10 protein-coding genes, 1 tRNA gene, 1 other RNA gene and 2 pseudogenes are annotated in these 15,531 nt (G+C 70.8%); 6 read left to right on the top strand and 8 right to left on the bottom strand.

The window, feature by feature from the left end:
- Nucleotides 1-198: 198 nt before the first annotated feature.
- From ACFYPJ_RS33235 to ffs, 6 genes are all read right to left on the bottom strand, one after another.
- Nucleotides 199-1,098 (bottom strand): phosphoribosylaminoimidazolesuccinocarboxamide synthase, encoded by a 900-nt coding sequence (locus tag ACFYPJ_RS33235; protein WP_389025208.1) that lies wholly within the window; start codon nucleotides 1,096-1,098, stop codon nucleotides 199-201.
- Between the two features lie 204 nt (nucleotides 1,099-1,302).
- Nucleotides 1,303-2,799, bottom strand: a complete 1,497-nt coding sequence (locus ACFYPJ_RS33230; RefSeq protein WP_389025206.1) for a N,N-dimethylformamidase beta subunit family domain-containing protein — start codon at nucleotides 2,797-2,799, stop codon at nucleotides 1,303-1,305.
- Between the two features lie 529 nt (nucleotides 2,800-3,328).
- Nucleotides 3,329-5,371, bottom strand: coding sequence for a hypothetical protein (locus ACFYPJ_RS33225; protein ID WP_389025301.1), 2,043 nt, complete (start codon nucleotides 5,369-5,371; stop codon nucleotides 3,329-3,331).
- 276 nt (nucleotides 5,372-5,647) lie between these two features.
- Nucleotides 5,648-6,898 carry a phosphoribosylamine--glycine ligase gene (purD, locus tag ACFYPJ_RS33220; protein WP_389025204.1) on the bottom strand — a complete coding sequence of 417 codons (1,251 nt, stop codon included), beginning with the start codon at nucleotides 6,896-6,898 and terminating at the stop codon, nucleotides 5,648-5,650.
- 259 nt (nucleotides 6,899-7,157) lie between these two features.
- Nucleotides 7,158-9,464: a DNA polymerase III subunit gamma and tau gene (locus ACFYPJ_RS33215; protein ID WP_389025202.1), complete on the bottom strand. Its 2,307-nt coding sequence runs from the start codon at nucleotides 9,462-9,464 to the stop codon at nucleotides 7,158-7,160.
- Between the two features lie 67 nt (nucleotides 9,465-9,531).
- Nucleotides 9,532-9,626: signal recognition particle sRNA small type (ffs, locus tag ACFYPJ_RS33210), an RNA gene on the bottom strand.
- A gap of 72 nt (nucleotides 9,627-9,698) precedes the next feature.
- Between ffs and ACFYPJ_RS33205 the strand changes: the two genes are divergently transcribed.
- From ACFYPJ_RS33205 to ACFYPJ_RS33190, 4 genes and pseudogenes are all read left to right on the top strand, one after another.
- Nucleotides 9,699-9,783, top strand: a tRNA-Ser gene (locus tag ACFYPJ_RS33205).
- Nucleotides 9,784-10,019: 236 nt separating this feature from the next.
- Nucleotides 10,020-10,453 (top strand): annotated as a pseudogene (locus ACFYPJ_RS33200) (ATP-binding protein); the annotation flags it as partial.
- A 5-nt stretch (nucleotides 10,454-10,458) separates the two neighbouring features.
- A pseudogene (locus ACFYPJ_RS33195) lies at nucleotides 10,459-10,771 on the top strand (hypothetical protein); the annotation flags it as partial.
- 67 nt (nucleotides 10,772-10,838) lie between these two features.
- Nucleotides 10,839-11,498, top strand: a complete 660-nt coding sequence (locus ACFYPJ_RS33190; protein WP_389025200.1) for a hypothetical protein — start codon at nucleotides 10,839-10,841, stop codon at nucleotides 11,496-11,498.
- Between the two features lie 759 nt (nucleotides 11,499-12,257).
- Here the strand turns inward: ACFYPJ_RS33190 and ACFYPJ_RS33185 are convergent.
- The gene (locus ACFYPJ_RS33185; protein WP_389025198.1) at nucleotides 12,258-13,274 is read right to left on the bottom strand and encodes a DNA-directed RNA polymerase subunit alpha; all 1,017 of its coding nucleotides are present in this window, start codon (nucleotides 13,272-13,274) and stop codon (nucleotides 12,258-12,260) included.
- Nucleotides 13,275-13,493: 219 nt separating this feature from the next.
- Between ACFYPJ_RS33185 and ACFYPJ_RS33180 the strand changes: the two genes are divergently transcribed.
- Nucleotides 13,494-13,715: a hypothetical protein gene (locus tag ACFYPJ_RS33180; protein ID WP_389025196.1), complete on the top strand. Its 222-nt coding sequence runs from the start codon at nucleotides 13,494-13,496 to the stop codon at nucleotides 13,713-13,715.
- Nucleotides 13,716-13,761: 46 nt separating this feature from the next.
- Complete coding sequence (locus ACFYPJ_RS33175; protein ID WP_389025194.1) at nucleotides 13,762-13,962, top strand: hypothetical protein; 201 nt, start codon at nucleotides 13,762-13,764, stop codon at nucleotides 13,960-13,962.
- Between the two features lie 183 nt (nucleotides 13,963-14,145).
- Here the strand turns inward: ACFYPJ_RS33175 and ACFYPJ_RS33170 are convergent, their stop codons facing one another.
- Nucleotides 14,146-15,315: a diaminopropionate ammonia-lyase gene (locus ACFYPJ_RS33170; RefSeq protein ID WP_389025193.1), complete on the bottom strand. Its 1,170-nt coding sequence runs from the start codon at nucleotides 15,313-15,315 to the stop codon at nucleotides 14,146-14,148.
- Between the last annotated feature and the right edge of the window lie 216 nt (nucleotides 15,316-15,531).

Raw genomic sequence — 15,531 nt, 5'->3', positions numbered from 1 at the left:
GCCGGGGGGCTTCTTCGTGGCCGTTCGAGATGCGCGATCTTGACCTTCGTAGCCATGCACGATCATTCAAGGTCATTCTCGGTCATTCACGGCCATTCGAGGTTCGCGATCTGGACAATCGCGGTCGTTCGAGAGTCGTGGTCACGCGCGGTCGGGGGCTCCGTCGCCGCCGGGGGCTGTGGCCGGGGGCGGTGCGCCCTACGACCAGCTCAGGCCCGTCAGAACCTCGTACGCCTCCAGATACTTCGCCCGGGTCGCCGTCACGATCTCCTCCGGCAGCGGCGGCGGAGGCTGCTCGCTCCTGCGGTCCCAGCCGGAGGCGGCGGAGGTCAGCCAGTCACGCACGAACTGCTTGTCGTACGACGACTGCGCCCGGCCCGGCTGCCACTGCGCGGCCGGCCAGAACCGGGAGGAGTCCGGGGTGAGGACCTCGTCGGCGAGAACGAGAGTGTCCCCGTCGAAGCCGAACTCGAACTTGGTGTCCGCGAGGATGATCCCGCGCTCGCGGGCGATGTCCCGGGCCCGGCCGTAGACGGCGACGGTGGCCTGGCGCAGCTGGGCCGCGGTCTCCGCGCCGACCTGGCGGGCGACCTCCTCGAAGGAGACGTTCTCGTCGTGCTCGCCGACCTCGGCCTTGGTGGCCGGGGTGAAGATCGGGCCGGGCAGTTCGGAGCCGTCGACCAGGCCCTCGGGCAGGGCGAGGCCGCAGACGGTCCGGGACTCGTCGTACTCGATCAGGCCCGAGCCCGTGAGGTAGCCGCGGGCCACGCACTCCACCGGGATCATCCGCAGGGACTTGCAGACGAGGGTGCGGCCCGCCCAGTCGGCGGGGGCGCCCGCGGGCAGTTCCGTGCTCAGCACGTGGTTCGGAACAAGGTCGGTGAGCTGGTCGAACCACCAGAGGGAGAGCTGGGTGAGCACCCGGCCCTTGTCGGGGATCTCGGTCGGCAGCACCCAGTCGTACGCGGACATGCGGTCACTGGCGACCATCACGAGGTCACCCGCCTCGTTCTGGTACAGCTCGCGCACCTTTCCGGTGTGCAGATGCACCAGGCCCGGAACCTGGATCGGTTCGGGCTTTTCAACGAATCCGGACACGGTTCCTCCCCGTGGTTCTGTCCAATGGGTCGATTGTCCCGTATCGGACAGGAGCCGCCGACAGGGGGTCGACTGATGTGGATCAGTCGGCGGGGAATCAGTCGGCGGCGGGGAGTCGGGAGAGGGGCAGTCGGCAGGCGCAGCGGGCAGCGGGCGGGGGAGCAAGGGCAGCGGGCAGCGGGTGCAGCGGCAGCCGGTACGGGGTCAGTCGCGCTTGCAGATGCGGTCCAGCAGGTTGGCCGTCGCGCGCTGGACACGGCTGTCCACGTGGCCGGGGCGGTCCAGGGCCGGGGACCAGGCGAACGTGCCGGACGCGAAGACGATCGCGCCGGAGGGCGCCCGGTACAGCGAGGTCTCCTGGTGGCGCAGAGCGCCGTCGTTGTCGGTGTACGGCGAGTGGGCGAGCAGGATGCGCTCCTCGTGATCGGGCAGCGGGGTGCGCGGGAAGTAGCGGTCCGCCTCGCCCGCCACCAGACCGGCCAGTTCGTCGCCCTCGTGCGCGCCGGTGGCCTCCCACAGCCAGTGGCCCGCGTTGCGCACGACCAGCGGCCGGGGTTCGGGGACGCGGCCCGCGTACTGGATGCCGACGAGCTGTTGCTCGGGCCGGTCGATCTCGCGCCAGAGCGCCGACCGGCCCGGCCCCTTGCGCTTGCGGCAGGTGAGCAACCGGTCGGGGACGCCGGTCGGGGCGGGGCCCAACTCCACCTGCCAGTACATGGTGTTGGCGGACAGGAAGACCAGCGAGGTGCCGTTCTCCCGGGCCAACTCGACGGTGCGGCGCATGCTGGTCGACCAGTACTCGTCGTGGCCGGGGAAGACCAGTCCCCGGTACCGGGTGGGGTCGATGCGGCCGGCGTGCAGGTCGCGGGCGTCGGCGTAGGCGAGGTCGTAGCCGTAGCGCTCGGCCCAGCGGATGAAGTCGTAGGCGTGGCCCACGTGCAGGGGCAGGCCCGCGCCCGCGTACGGGCGGTCGAAGGAGACCGTGTTCGCCGCCTCGGACTCGCCGAGCAGCCCGCCCTCGTCGTCCCAAGCGTGGTAGAGGCTGGCGCCGGTGTGACCGTCCTCCGGATAGAGGTTGTACGCCTGCCAGGTGATGTCGGGCAGCAGCAGGAGCAGATCGGCGGGGTGGTTGTCGCGGATCGTGAAGGGCACGTGGGAGCGGTAGCCGTCGGCGGTGGTGAGGACGGCGACATAGGCGCCGATGCTCCAGTACGACGGGATCTGGAGCCGCCAGGACAGCCACCAGTGGTGGCAGGAGACCGTACGGTCAGCGGTCAGCGGCGGGGGCTGGACGATGCCGGAGAGCCGGGGGCTGGTGGTGATCTTGGCGGCGCCGTCGCCCCCGTAGTGGCCGATCCGGTAGATGTCGACGCCGAACTCCTGCGGCGGATCGACCGTGATGTGGAAGTCGAGGGCCTCGCCCGGTGCGGCCGCGCCGGTCGACGTGAAGCCCTTGATCTGTCGGTGCACGTCGTCGGCCGAGCGGGGGCCGCCGGCCGAACGCGGCGCCGGGAGCCGGCTGTTGCTGCCGTCGGCGGGCCGCTGCGGAATCGGGTCCACGTACCAGGGGACGACGTGGCCCGTGTCGTCGAAATAGGTCTCGCTGCCCCGCAGCCAGGGTACGGGGCCCTGCCCGAAGGGATCACTGACGGCGTGTGCGAGTGCGCCGGACTCCCAGCGGCGGATGTGTTCGGACCCCATGGTCGCTCCCCTCCCTCGTGCCCCCGTGGTGCGCCGTCCGCGCTGCCGCGTACCGCCTGCCCCGGCCGTGTGCGCGAACCGTCCCAGCACATCACATTCTGCACGCGTGTAGTCACTATTCGTTGCGAATTGACCGAAAGTGGAACGTAGCCCTCCGTTAGGTCGGCCGCCTGTCTTGTCTGCTGTCCACAGGCGCCTGCCGGCATCTGACGGGCAAGTGGGACGGCATCTGGCCGGGCGGGAGGGCGTCTGACGGGCAAGTGAGGGGCGTCTGACGGGCGTCGGCAGCGTTCACAGACGCCTCGACCGCGACTCACGGCCGTCGACCGCGACTCACGGCCGTCGACCGCGGCTCGCAGCCGTCGACCGCGGCTCGCAGCCGTCGACGGCCGCTCATGGGCGTCGACCGCGGCTCACGTTCGCCGGCCGCCGTTCCCAGCCGTCCGGGAGTGGCCGGGAGGCCCACGGGAGGTCGCGTGCCGGGTGCCCCGAGCGGGCCGGGGCGGGAAGCCGACGGCGGCGGAGCCCGTCAGACCAGCCGTACCGGCTTCTCCGGCCGTATGCCTGATTCGGCCAGCCAGGTGCGCAGCGGGGCCGAGTCACCGTCCTCGGTCAGGCTGAGCACTCTGGAACCCAGGTCGACGGCCCGCTCACCGTTGAGGATCAGGGACGGGCCGTCCAGCCAGTCCAGGCCGGGGGCGGCACCCGCGGTGTCCACCGCGGCGCAGCAGACCATCGCCGCCACGTGGTCGGCGAGCAGTTCGCGGGCCGAACGCGGTGGCTGGAGCGGGAAGAGTGGCAGGGCGCCGTCGTCCCAAAGGGCGGTGTCGGGGCCCTGGCCGGGGGTGGCCCGACCGGTCGCGGCGGCGTCCGCCGTGGCCGAGGCTTCCTCGCGCGCCACTTCGGCGCTGAGCCGGGCGGCGAGCGTCGCGCCGTGCCGGGTCTCGGCGGCGGTGTCGGAGTCGGCGGCGTCGGCGGCGGCGTCCGTACGTCTGCTGCTTCCCGTGTCTGAACCCGTACCCGGGTTTGAGAGGTACCCGTCGGCTGTCTCCACCTGCTCCGGTGGCTCCGTGACGCGCCCCGCGGGCCGGCCGTCTCCGGGGCTCGCCCACGCCGCGCCCGCCACCGGACGCCCATCGGCGCGGACGTCATGATCAGTCCGGACGTCATGATCAGTCCGGGCAACATGGTCCGCACGGCCGTCATGGTCCGCCCGGCCGTCATGGTCCGCACGGCCATCATGGTGGGCCCGGCCATCGTGATCGGCCCGGGCGGTATCGGTGGAGTGGTCCGGCGGTGGCATCGACAGGTGGTCGAGGACGCGGGCCAGAGTGGGGCCCTCCGGATACCGGGCGGTGAGGGCCGGGGCCGGACGTACACCCAGTGCGTCCAGAACGCGGTGGAGGCGGGCCGCGTCCATGCGCCACTTGCGGTCGACGACCTCCTCCGGATACTCCTGCCAGTCGACCGGGGCCCAGTCGGGTCCCCCCTCCGCCGGGCCGCCGTGGAACAGCCGGGCGGCGAGCAGCGAGGCGGCCTCGTCCACGGTGCCGGGCTCCTCCAGCAGGTCGCAGGCGGGGCGCTCGCCGAGACGGGAGGCGTAGCCCTCGGCCAACCGGTCGCGCCGGGACAGTTCGGTGAGCGCCGCGACGACGCCCGCGTCCAGCCGGGACGGCCAGCGGCCCATCCGCCAGGCGGGGAGCGCGACGCGGGTCAGCAGCCGGTCCCAGCCCGCGTACGCCAGTCCCACCTGCTCCTGGGCGACGATCCGCAGCCCGTAGTCCACGGCCTGGGCCCGCTCGGCGGCAGCCGCCGCCACCCCTCGCTCCATCTCCGCGGCATGCACCCGGCAGCCGCGCAGCAACAGTCGGGCCACCCAGCCGACGCCCGCCAGCACGGTCCGGGAGAGCGGGTCGCGGCCGGGCGCCGCCGTCACCGCCACCGCCGCGTCAAGACCGCGGACGAAACGGCGGGCCGCCGCTATGTCGGGGTGCGCCGAAGGTCCCGTACCGGCGATGACCGGGGCGAGGACCGCGCGCAGTTCGCCGACCCGCATCCACCACAGGAACGGGGAGCCGATGACGAGGACGGGCGCGGCGGGCGTACGCCGGTTCGCGCGCTGTGCCGGGGCCGTCAGTTCGTCCCGGCGGCTCGGCGCGGGCGGGCCGTGCGCGGGGTGCGTGCGGTCCTCCAGCCAGCTGTCGCAGTCCGGGGTGAGCGCTATGGCGGACGGCACCGGAACGTCCAGCCGGTCGGCGAGGTCGCGCACCATCCGGTACAGGTCCGGGGCGGAGCCCTCGGAGATCGGGATCGTCGGGCTCACGGCCGGGCGCGCGCGGGCCACGACCAGCGCGACGACCGCCGCGGCCAGCAGCACCAGCAGGGCGACCGCCACCACGACGCCGCGCGCGGTGTCCCAGCCGTCGCCCACGAGATGGCCGGTGGTGCCACCGGTCAGCAGGATCACCGCCGCCGCCGCGGGCAGCAGCGCCACGGCCAGCGCCCGGCCGCGCACCCGCAGCACGGCAATGGCCCGGGAGCGCGCGGCCTGCGCGCCCGCCTCCACACCCATACCGGTCACGACCGGACGTCACCCCCTCACTGTCCTGGCGCTTTCCTGGCCTTGCTCACTCCCCCACTGTGGCACCCGCCACTGACATCGCAATGCCGGTGGGCCAAGTGCCGGAACGCTTGCGCCGCACCCTAGTTGGGGCCCCGGCCCCCGTCAGCCGGATAGGACATCGCTCACTCGATGGAATGGCTCTGGTCAAAGGTGAATGACGGACAGCAAAGATCAGGCCCCGGATTTCCGCCCGGGGCCTGTCTGCTCTGCGTCGAACGGCGGCTCTCAGACGCCGGCCGCCTTCGCCGCGATGTCCCTGCGGTGCTGGGAGCCGTCCAGCCCGATGCGGGCGACGGACGCGTACGCGCGGTCGCGGGCCTCGGTCAGGTCCGAGCCGGTGGCGGTGATGGACAGGACCCGCCCGCCGGCGCTGACGATCGCGTCGCCGTCGCGCCTGGTCCCGGCGTGCAGGACGTACGCCTGCGGGGCGTCCTTGGCGGCCACCTCGTCGAGGCCGGTGATCGGGTCGCCGGTGCGCGGGCTGCCCGGATAGTTGTGCGAGGCGACGACCACGGTGACCGCGGCATCCTCGCTCCAGCGCAGCGGCTCCAGATCGTCGAGGGTGCCCCGGGCGGCGGCGAGCAGCACACCGGCCAGCGGTGTCTTCAGCCGGGCCAGCACCACCTGGGTCTCGGGGTCGCCGAAACGGGCGTTGAACTCGATGACCCGGACACCGCGCGAGGTGATCGCGAGGCCGGCGTAGAGCAGCCCGGAGAAGGGCGTGCCGCGGCGGCGCAGCTCGTCGACGGTCGGCTGCAGAACGGTCTGCAGGACCTCCTCCACCAGCTTGGGATCGGCCCACGGCAGCGGCGAGTACGCACCCATTCCGCCGGTGTTGGGCCCCTCGTCCCCGTCCAGGGCGCGCTTGAAGTCCTGCGCGGGCTGGAGCGGGACGACGGTCTCGCCGTCGGTGATCGCGAACAGCGACACCTCGGGGCCGTCGAGGAACTCCTCGACCACCACCCGCTCGCAGACGGCGGCGTGCGCCTTCGCGGCGTCGAGGTCGCGGGTGACGACGACGCCCTTGCCCGCGGCGAGCCCGTCGTCCTTGACGACGTACGGCGCACCGAAGGCGTCGAGCGCCGTGGCGGCCTCGTCGGCGCTGGTGCAGACGTACGAACGGGCGGTGGGCACCCCGGCCGCCGCCATCACGTCCTTGGCGAAGGCTTTGGACCCTTCGATCCGCGCGGCCTGCGCGGACGGGCCGAACACCGGAATGCCGGCGGCCCGCACGGCGTCGGCGACCCCGGCGACCAGCGGGGCCTCCGGTCCGACGACCACGAGCTCGGCGCCGAGTGCGGTGGCCAGCGCGGACACGGCCGCGCCGTCCAGGGCGTCGACCTGGTGCAACTCGGCGACCTCGGCGATGCCGGCGTTGCCGGGGGCGCAGTGCAGCGCGGTGACCGCGGGGTCGAGGGACAGGGAGCGGCACAGGGCGTGTTCGCGGGCGCCGTTGCCGATGACGAGGACCTTCACGGGGTCAGCCTAACCGGCACGGGGGAACCGATTTGTAGGGGCTTCCGAGGACCGGGACACGGCGGCATCAGACGAATCTCCAAAAGGAACCCCGAAAAAGGGCGTGCGTCCCGGTACTCCAGCCTTCCGCAGCCTTCCGCGCCGGTACCGCACCCCTTCGTACCGGTGCCCTTCTGCGTCCGGGCCCACGCCGTCCCACACGGTCCAAGTAGTGCTACTCGTGCTACTCGTTCTGCTCCCTCTGTCCCCTCTGCCCGTCCTACTCGTTGGTGATCTCCTCCACCACCGTCGCCCCCAGTTCGCGCACGATCAGTTCGTGACCGGAGAGGGCCGACTCGTCGAGGTCGGGATCGTCGTCCTCCGGGATGTCGTCCTCGGGGGCGACCGGGGGCGGTTCGGGGGCGGCCGCAGGCGGTGAGGACGGGGGCTGAGCGGCCGACGCGGCGGTCTGCGGTCTGCCCTGGGCCGCCGGCGGCGCGGCGGTCGGCTGGGGCGCGGCGGGGCGCTGGGAAGCCCCGGCACCCGGCACGCCGTAGCCACCGCCACCACCGCCGACGCCTGTTCCCGCTCCCGCGCCTCCGCCACCTCCACCGCCGCCGTAGCCCTGGGGGCCGCCGGTGGGCGCGGCCGAGCCACCCGACGGGTCGACGATCGCCTCGACCTTCCACTGCACGTTGAACTGCTCGGCCAGCGCCTGCCGCAGCACATCCTCGGAGCCGCTGCTCGCGAAGTTGTCACGGGCCCCGGCGTTGACGAAGCCGAGTTGGAGGGTGGTGCCGTCGAAGCCCGCGACCTGGGCGTTCTGACTGAGCAGGATCCAGGTGAAGCGGCGGCGGTTCTTGACGGCCTCCAGGATGTTCGGCCAGAGCATGCGCGGGTCGAGGCCGCCGGGGCCCGGGGCCGCAGGGGCCTGGGGGACAGCGGCGGGCGGAGCCTGCGGAGGGGCGGCGGGCGGGGCCGGGGGCTGCTGCCCACCGCCCGTCGGAGCCGCGGTGGGCCAGCCGCCGGGCCGTCGGCCACCACCCGCGGGCGCCGCGGTGGGCCAGCCGCCCGGGGTCGCCGCGGAGGCTGGAGGGGCCGTGGGGGCCTGCGCGGCGGCCGGTGCGGGCGTAGTCGGGGCGGTCTGCGCGGTGGGCGCGGGAGCAGCAGGAGCCTGCGCGTTTTCAGCCGCTGCAGTCGTGGGCGCCGCGGGTGACGCGGGCGCCGCGCCGGACGGCGTGACGGGTGGCGTGACAGGCGGCGTCATGGAGGACGCGCCACCCCCTGGTGCCCGTACGCCGGCGCGCGCAGCAGCGGGACCACCGCCTCCCAGGTGAGCCCCGCCTCCCATGTGGGCGTCGCTTCCCATGTGGGCGTCGGGACCGGGAACGTACCCCGCCGCGGGTGCGCCGCCGCCACCGGAGAAGTTGACGCCGCGCTCCAGCCGGTCGAGACGGGCCATGACGGAACGCTCGTCCCCGTAGGCCGCGGGCAGCAGCACGCGCGCGCAGATGAGTTCGAGCTGGAGGCGGGGCGAGGTGGCGCCGCGCATCTCGGTCAGCCCCTCGTTGACGAGGTCGGCGGCACGGCTCAGCTCGGCCGCCCCGAAGGTGCCTGCCTGGGCCTGCATGCGCTCGATGACATCCGCCGGGGCGTCGATGAGCCCCTTCTCCACGGCGTCCGGCACCGCGGCGAGGATCACCAGGTCACGCAGCCGCTCCAGCAGATCGGCGACGAACCGGCGGGGGTCGTTGCCCCCTTCGATCACCCGGTCCACGACCTCGAAGGCGGCCGCCCCGTCACCGGTGGCGAATGCCTCCACGACGGAGTCGAGCAGCGACCCGTCCGTGTACCCGAGCAGCGAGGTGGCCATGTCGTACGTGACGCCGTCGACGCTCGCGCCTGCGAGCAGCTGGTCCATGACGGACATGGAGTCACGCACCGATCCGGCCCCGGCGCGCACGACGAGCGGAAGCACTCCATCCGCAACCGGGATGTCCTCCTTCTGGCACACCTCCCCGAGGTATTCCCGCAGAGTGCCGGGCGGCACGAGCCGGAACGGGTAGTGATGCGTACGCGACCGAATGGTCCCGATGACCTTCTCGGGCTCGGTGGTGGCGAAGATGAACTTGAGATGCTCCGGCGGCTCCTCGACGACCTTCAGCAGAGCGTTGAAGCCGGCCGGCGTGACCATGTGGGCCTCGTCGATGATGTAGATCTTGTACCGGCTGCTCGCGGGCCCGAAGAATGCCTTCTCGCGCAGGTCACGGGCGTCGTCCACGCCTCCGTGGGACGCGGCGTCGATCTCGATGACGTCGATGGAACCGGGCCCGTTCCTTGCCAGGTCCCGACAGGACTGGCACTCGCCGCACGGCGTGGGCGTCGGCCCCTGCTCACAGTTCAGACAGCGGGCCAGGATGCGCGCGCTGGTCGTCTTGCCACACCCGCGCGGCCCGCTGAACAGGTACGCGTGATTGACCCGGTTGTTCCGCAGCGCCTGCTGCAGCGGGTCGGTGACATGCTCCTGCCCGATGACCTCGGCGAAGGTCTCCGGGCGATAGCGGCGGTACAGCGCGAGAGACGACACGCATACGAGGTTATAGGCGCCCACCGACAACGATCCCCGCCACGGCCTCCCACCTGGGCCTGGGCACAGAAACGCCCCCCACGCACCCGCCAGAGCCAACCTACCCTTGCTGCCTTCCGGCCCTGGGGGAGTTCAGTCAGATAGCGCCGCGTGAGGGGCTTCGCACAGGTTACCCGATCTCCGCCCCAGGAACGAGTTCGCGAGCACTCCTCAGGATCATGTAATGTTTCCGGCGGAGGATTCGCCTAGAGGCCTAGGGCGCACGCTTGGAAAGCGTGTTGGGGGCAACCCCTCACGAGTTCGAATCTCGTATCCTCCGCCGGCTCAGAGGCCCGGACCATGATCATGGTCCGGGCCTCTGGCGTTCGTCCGTCTCAGTTTCCGTCTCAGTCGGCTTTCCGGGCCGTGTCGGGCGGCTCCCAGAGGGCGCCTCCGACTTGCTGCGCGACCTTCCGGAGAAGCGTTCCGGTGATGTGCATGTACCGGGCCCACATCCGTGCCGCTCCCCCGGGCTCCCAGCCCATGATCGCGTCGACCACGACATCCGGGCCCGTGATGTGGTGCTCTTGTGCTCGCGCCGGGTCTGCTGCCGCCTGGGGAAGTAGCCCGCCTTCCTGCCGCAGTGATCGTCTCCGCACCCGTGCACGTACTTGGGCCGGAGCCGGTTCTTGCGGATACGAACTGATCGTGAGCGAGCTGCGCGCGAACGCCATCCTCCACACGGCCAGCGGTCTGGAGTCCGGCCGCTTCCACCTCGCCCTTGCCGTCTCCCAAAAGTGATCGCCCTCTCGGTCACCGACGCCGGAGGCGCCACGACTGCCCCGAAGATCGAGGACCAGGACCAGGAGCAGGAGGAGCAGGCCGAGGACGCCGAGCACGGCCGGGGCTTGGGCCTGGTCAGCGTCATCGCCCACCGGGTCGTGGTCCACGACAGCGACGGCGGTCACACCGTCACCGCGGAACCCTTCACGCAGCCCGGGCTGGGAGGGGGCCGCCAGCACTCCGTGCATCGTTCGACGCATACTCGGCGCCCCAGGCAGACAGATGGGTCGCGGTCGCCCTCCGCACGATCTCTCCCGCACTCGGCCCCGACGCATCCCAGGAAGCCTGGGACTGGCTCTACAACGGCCGCATCCAGACCAGACGCGCCCTACTGCGCTCCGAACCCTGCACCGTGTCCGTCACCCAGAGCACCACCCGCATCACCTGGACCATCCGACCCGTACTCTTCCTGCCGCTGGCCCATCGCCTAGGACGCCGAACTGACAGCCTGCGCGTACACCTTCAAGCCCCACACCGCGCAGTAGGTCCGAGGTTCGGCCACAAGGCAACGGGTATGGAGGATCCGCGCTCGTCGCGCACAAGGGAGGGGAGATGCTGACGATTCTCATCTCGGTCCTTGCGGTCCTCGTATCGCTCGGCTCCTTAGTCGTCGCGTATGCATCCAACCGCCGCTCCCACATGCCTGTGTTGCAGTTCATGTGGGAGAGCGGGCAAAGCAGCTCTGGTGAGCCGAAATGGTGGCTCGTCAACGTTGGAACGGGTCCTGCCACCAACATCGTCGTAGCACAGACCTTGAGGACTAGCCTGAAAAGGGATCTTGGTGACGAGATCTGGTACAACCCGGTGTTGGTGCCGTCAATCCCGGCTGGCGGGAAGCTTGGTTTGACGTGGCTTGGCGGAACCATGGGTTTGGATTGCGGGTTGGGAGTCAGCTACACGGACGTCGAGCGCTACTTCTACACCACCAAGTGCGGAGATGACGTCTCGATGTTCTTCATCGGGCTGCATCTTCCCCGTTGGCCGCTGTTGAAGCTGCACGACAACAAGGCCGTCAAAACGTGGTGGGGTGTGGAAGATCTCTCCGGTCCTCAGTGGTCCCCGGCCGCAGCCGATCATGTAAAGCGACGCTGGTGGCTGCCCTCACGCTTCGGTCTCTCTCGTCGCCTCGGTGGTTGGGCCGATCCAGTGCTCTCGTACCGCCCCGCTGAAAGATCAACTTCGCTCCCCAACCTGTCGGATCCCAGCGACTGAGTTGCCACTTTCTCTACTGGTTTCAAGGGCTGCCGGCCGATGTGAGCCAGATCGAGGTACTCGTCTTCCCGGAGCGCCGGGCGCTCACGAGCGAAGGTGATCCACTCGTCGAAACCGATCGGGTGCTCCTCGCTGCCCATCGCGTCCGCTGCCCTCGTGAGGTGAAGTTCGTATCCCATGGCGGGGATCATTCACCAGGGCTCTGGCATGGCGCGCCGTCCGCTGGCCTCCGTCTCACTTTCCGTCTCATTCAGCTTGGTTCAAAGACGTTCAACGGAGACTCGCAGCCGTCCCAAGGTTGACGCCCCGCGAGTGGGAGACCAGAGGCATGCGGGGCGGCGCTGACCAGGCTCCGCGGCATGCCCGAGTCAGTCTCTGGCCCTCGCTGCCGACCCTTGATCAACAAACTCCGACCCGGCCCCGTGAGAACAGTGAAAGTCGCAAGACGGACGGGGGCATGGCGAACCGAGGTGATCTTCCCCAGGAGCACGAGAGAGGACGCGCGCCGCTCCAGATGTGCCCGGCCCCCAGGCTGGCGCTTCCCCTCAGAAGTCGCCCGATATCACAGCAGGTCACAGCCCCGGAGTGAATCTTTTCGTTCACATATTCGAGACGGTGAAGGCTGTGCGGCGCGTGCTGATGCGCGCGAGGTCGGCCTCCCTCGCCTGTCCGTCGCTCCGCCCGGAGCGCACACCTCCGTCTTCGAGGACGGCCCGGGCGCGGGGCGAGCCCTGGCTCCCCCGCGACCCGGCGCAGCGTTCAGTACTGCTCGGTCTCCATGAAACCCGTGCCCGCGTTGTCGTCCGCGCCGAAGGCGGCGGCGGTCGGGTCGAATCCGGGCGGGCTGTCCTTCAGGGCCAGACCCATCCCGGCCAGCTTCGCCTTGACCTCGTCGATCGACTTCGCACCGAAGTTGCGAATGTCCAGCAGATCGGCTTCGGAACGCGCCAGGAGCTCGCCCACGGAGTGGACGCCCTCCCGCTTGAGGCAGTTGTACGACCGAACGGTGAGCTCCAGCTCCTCGATCGGCAGGGCGAGGTCCGCGGCCAGGGCGGCGTCCGTCGGGGACGGGCCCATGTCGATGCCCTCGGCTTCGACATTGAGTTCACGCGCCAGACCGAACAGCTCGACCAGAGTCTTGCCGGCCGACGCCATGGCGTCACGGGGACGCATGGCCTGCTTGGTCTCGACGTCGACGATCAGCTTGTCGAAGTCGGTGCGCTGCTCGACACGGGTGGCCTCGACCTTGTACATGACCTTGAGCACGGGGCTGTAGATCGAGTCGACCGGAACACGGCCGATCTCCTGGCCCACCTGCTTGTTCTGCACGGCGGAGACATAGCCGCGACCGCGCTCGACGGTCAGCTCCATCTCCAGCTTGCCCTTGCCGTTGAGCATGGCGAGGACCAGATCGGGGTTGTGTACCTCGACACCGGCCGGGGGCGCGATGTCGGCGGCGGTGACCAGACCCGGGCCCTGCTTGCGCAGGTACATCACGACCGGCTCGTCGTGCTCCGAGGAGACGACGAGCTGCTTGATGTTGAGGATCAGGTCGGTGACGTCCTCCTTGACTCCCGGCACGGTGGTGAACTCGTGCAGGACGCCGTCGACGCGGATGCTGGTGACAGCAGCGCCGGGGATCGACGACAGGAGGGTACGGCGGAGAGAGTTGCCGAGGGTGTAGCCGAAGCCCGGCTCCAGCGGCTCGATCACGAACCGGGAGCGGAACTCGTCGACGACCTCTTCGGTCAACGAGGGACGCTGAGCAATCAGCACGGGGTATTGCCTCCAGTGTTTGGCGCCAGCTAGGCGACGCCGTAGACACCACGAAGGGTACGGGCGGTACGGCCGCCCATGAGGCCGAACCGCCCGACCCCGCCCGTCCGCCGAGCATGCCGGCAGGCCCGGCGGACGGCTGGAGTGAACTCCAGCGATCAGATGCTCCTGTCCCTGAAAGTCACCAGCCGCACAGTCCGTAGGCGCATACTGGGCACAATGACAAAGCCTGATGCACCGAAGCGCCATCTGCCTACCAGCCCCTTCAAGGCCCCGGCCATCCCGGCTCCCAAGCACTTCGCCCTGGGTGACCAGGTCACACACGACATGTACGGCCTCGGCCGGGTGATCGGCATCGAGGAGGGAATCGCGGCGCTCGTGGATTTCGGCTCGACGCAGGTGCGGGTCCTGAGCCCGTACGCCAAGATGACCAAGCTGTAGACCGCCGTACCCGATCACGGCACACCAGGCCCTTCAGGGACCTGTAATGAAAGCGAGACCTCTCATCAATCCGACGTCGCTGTTCTCCGCCCCGGACAGACAGCCCAGCTGTGCGGCTGCGGCCTCGCCGCCGCCCACGACGACCCCCTTCCAGGCCCCGGACTTCGGGGAGGACGAGACCTTCCCGTACGAGGACGTACCGGCGCCCGCGTCGGGCAGGCGTCCCGCGCGGCCCGAAGCGGCTTAGCTCCCGCCGGCGCGGCCGTGTCGGGTCATGTGTCGGTTCGCGCCTCGGTTTCCGTGTCCGCTCGCGTCTCGGTTCGCGTCTCGGTTTCCGTATCGGTCAGCCCCGTTCGCCGTCGTTCAGCCGGGACCGTGTGCTGGGCCCTTCGCGTACCCGGCCTGCCCCGACGGCGCCCCGGCATCGTCGTCATCGACGAGGTTCCGTAAGCGGATTGGCGGCCGTTCCCTCGGTGTTCAGCAGCACGATCACCGAGTCGGTGTCGAGTCCCAGTGCCGTGCGGCGGGCGTCGGCGCCCGGCCCGGTGAGGATCGCGCGGAGGCCGGCGAGTGCGGCGGCGCCGCAGGGGCCCGCGGAGACGCCCAGTGCGGCCAGACGGGCGGCGGCACGGGCGGTGTCCGCGTCGGAGACGGCCACCGCGGCGTCCAGCCCGTGGTTCAGGTAGGGCCACGCGATGCTGGACGGAGTGCCGCAGTTCAGGCCGGCCATGATGGTGTCGCCGGTGGTGACGGAGACGGGTGTGCCGTGGATCAGGCTCGTCAGGACGCAGGCCGCGGTCTGCGGCTCCACCGACAGCAGCGCCGGCGCCCGCACGGCGGGACGGCTGCGGTAGTGGGTGACGACGGCCTGGGCCAGGGAGCCCACGCCCACCGGTATGGAGACCAGGTCCGGTCCCTCGCCGACGCCGTCGGCCCTGAGCTGTTCGTCGATCTCGGCGCAGAGAGTGGAGTAGCCCTCGACGATCCATCCCGGGATCCGTTCGTAACCGGGCCAGGCGGTGTCCTGGACGAGGATCGCGAACGGCTCCGCGGCCTCCTCGGCGGCCCGCCGTACCGCCTCGTCGTACGGACCCTGGACCTCGGTGACCGTCGCCCGCTCGGCGACGATGGCCGCCAGCGCCTGCGGGTGCACGCCCCGGGGGACGAAGACGTGGGCGCGCTGTCCCAGCAGGCGGGCCATGCGGGCCACCGCCCGGCCGTGGTTTCCGTCGGTGGCTGTGACCAAGGTGACCGGGGAGATGGGCGGGACTGACGTGACGGACGTGATGGGCACGGTGGGCGCAGTGGCTGCTGCGGTCCGTTCGGTGAGGGCCCGGTGGATCGCCCAGGACGCGCCGAGTGCCTTGAACGCGGGCAGTCCCAGGCGGCACGACTCGTCCTTGACGTAGACCCGGCCGACCGTCGACTCCGCCTCCAGTCCGGGGAGCCGGGTCAGCGGGGTGGGCGCGTAGTCGGGCAGGGCGGCGTGGAAATCCCGTATCCCGCCGGGGGTGGGTGCACAGCGCCAGGCGCGGGCGGCGGGCCGCACGGTCCAGGGGGGCGCGGGAAGCGCGGAGGAGGAAGAAGGGGGCTCGGCCACAGATTCAGGGTCGGGCAACCGGTCGCGTCCGGTCCAGTGAATGCCTGCGATCAATACTCGTGATTCCCGAGGCATTCGGGGGGGGGCATTCGTCAGGCTTCCGTCAGGAATTTGTCAGGCATTGGGCAGTAATAGCGATCGACGGCGGAGAAAGCGGTGCGGCAATGCCTTCGGCACCTCACGGACCGTCCGCAACGCCCGTACCCCGTACGGGCG

It is taken from the genome of Streptomyces sp. NPDC006012 (genome assembly GCF_042871185.1).
Taxonomy (GTDB): Bacteria; Actinomycetota; Actinomycetes; order Streptomycetales; family Streptomycetaceae; genus Streptomyces.
This window is presented reverse-complemented; position numbering and strand designations above follow the sequence as displayed.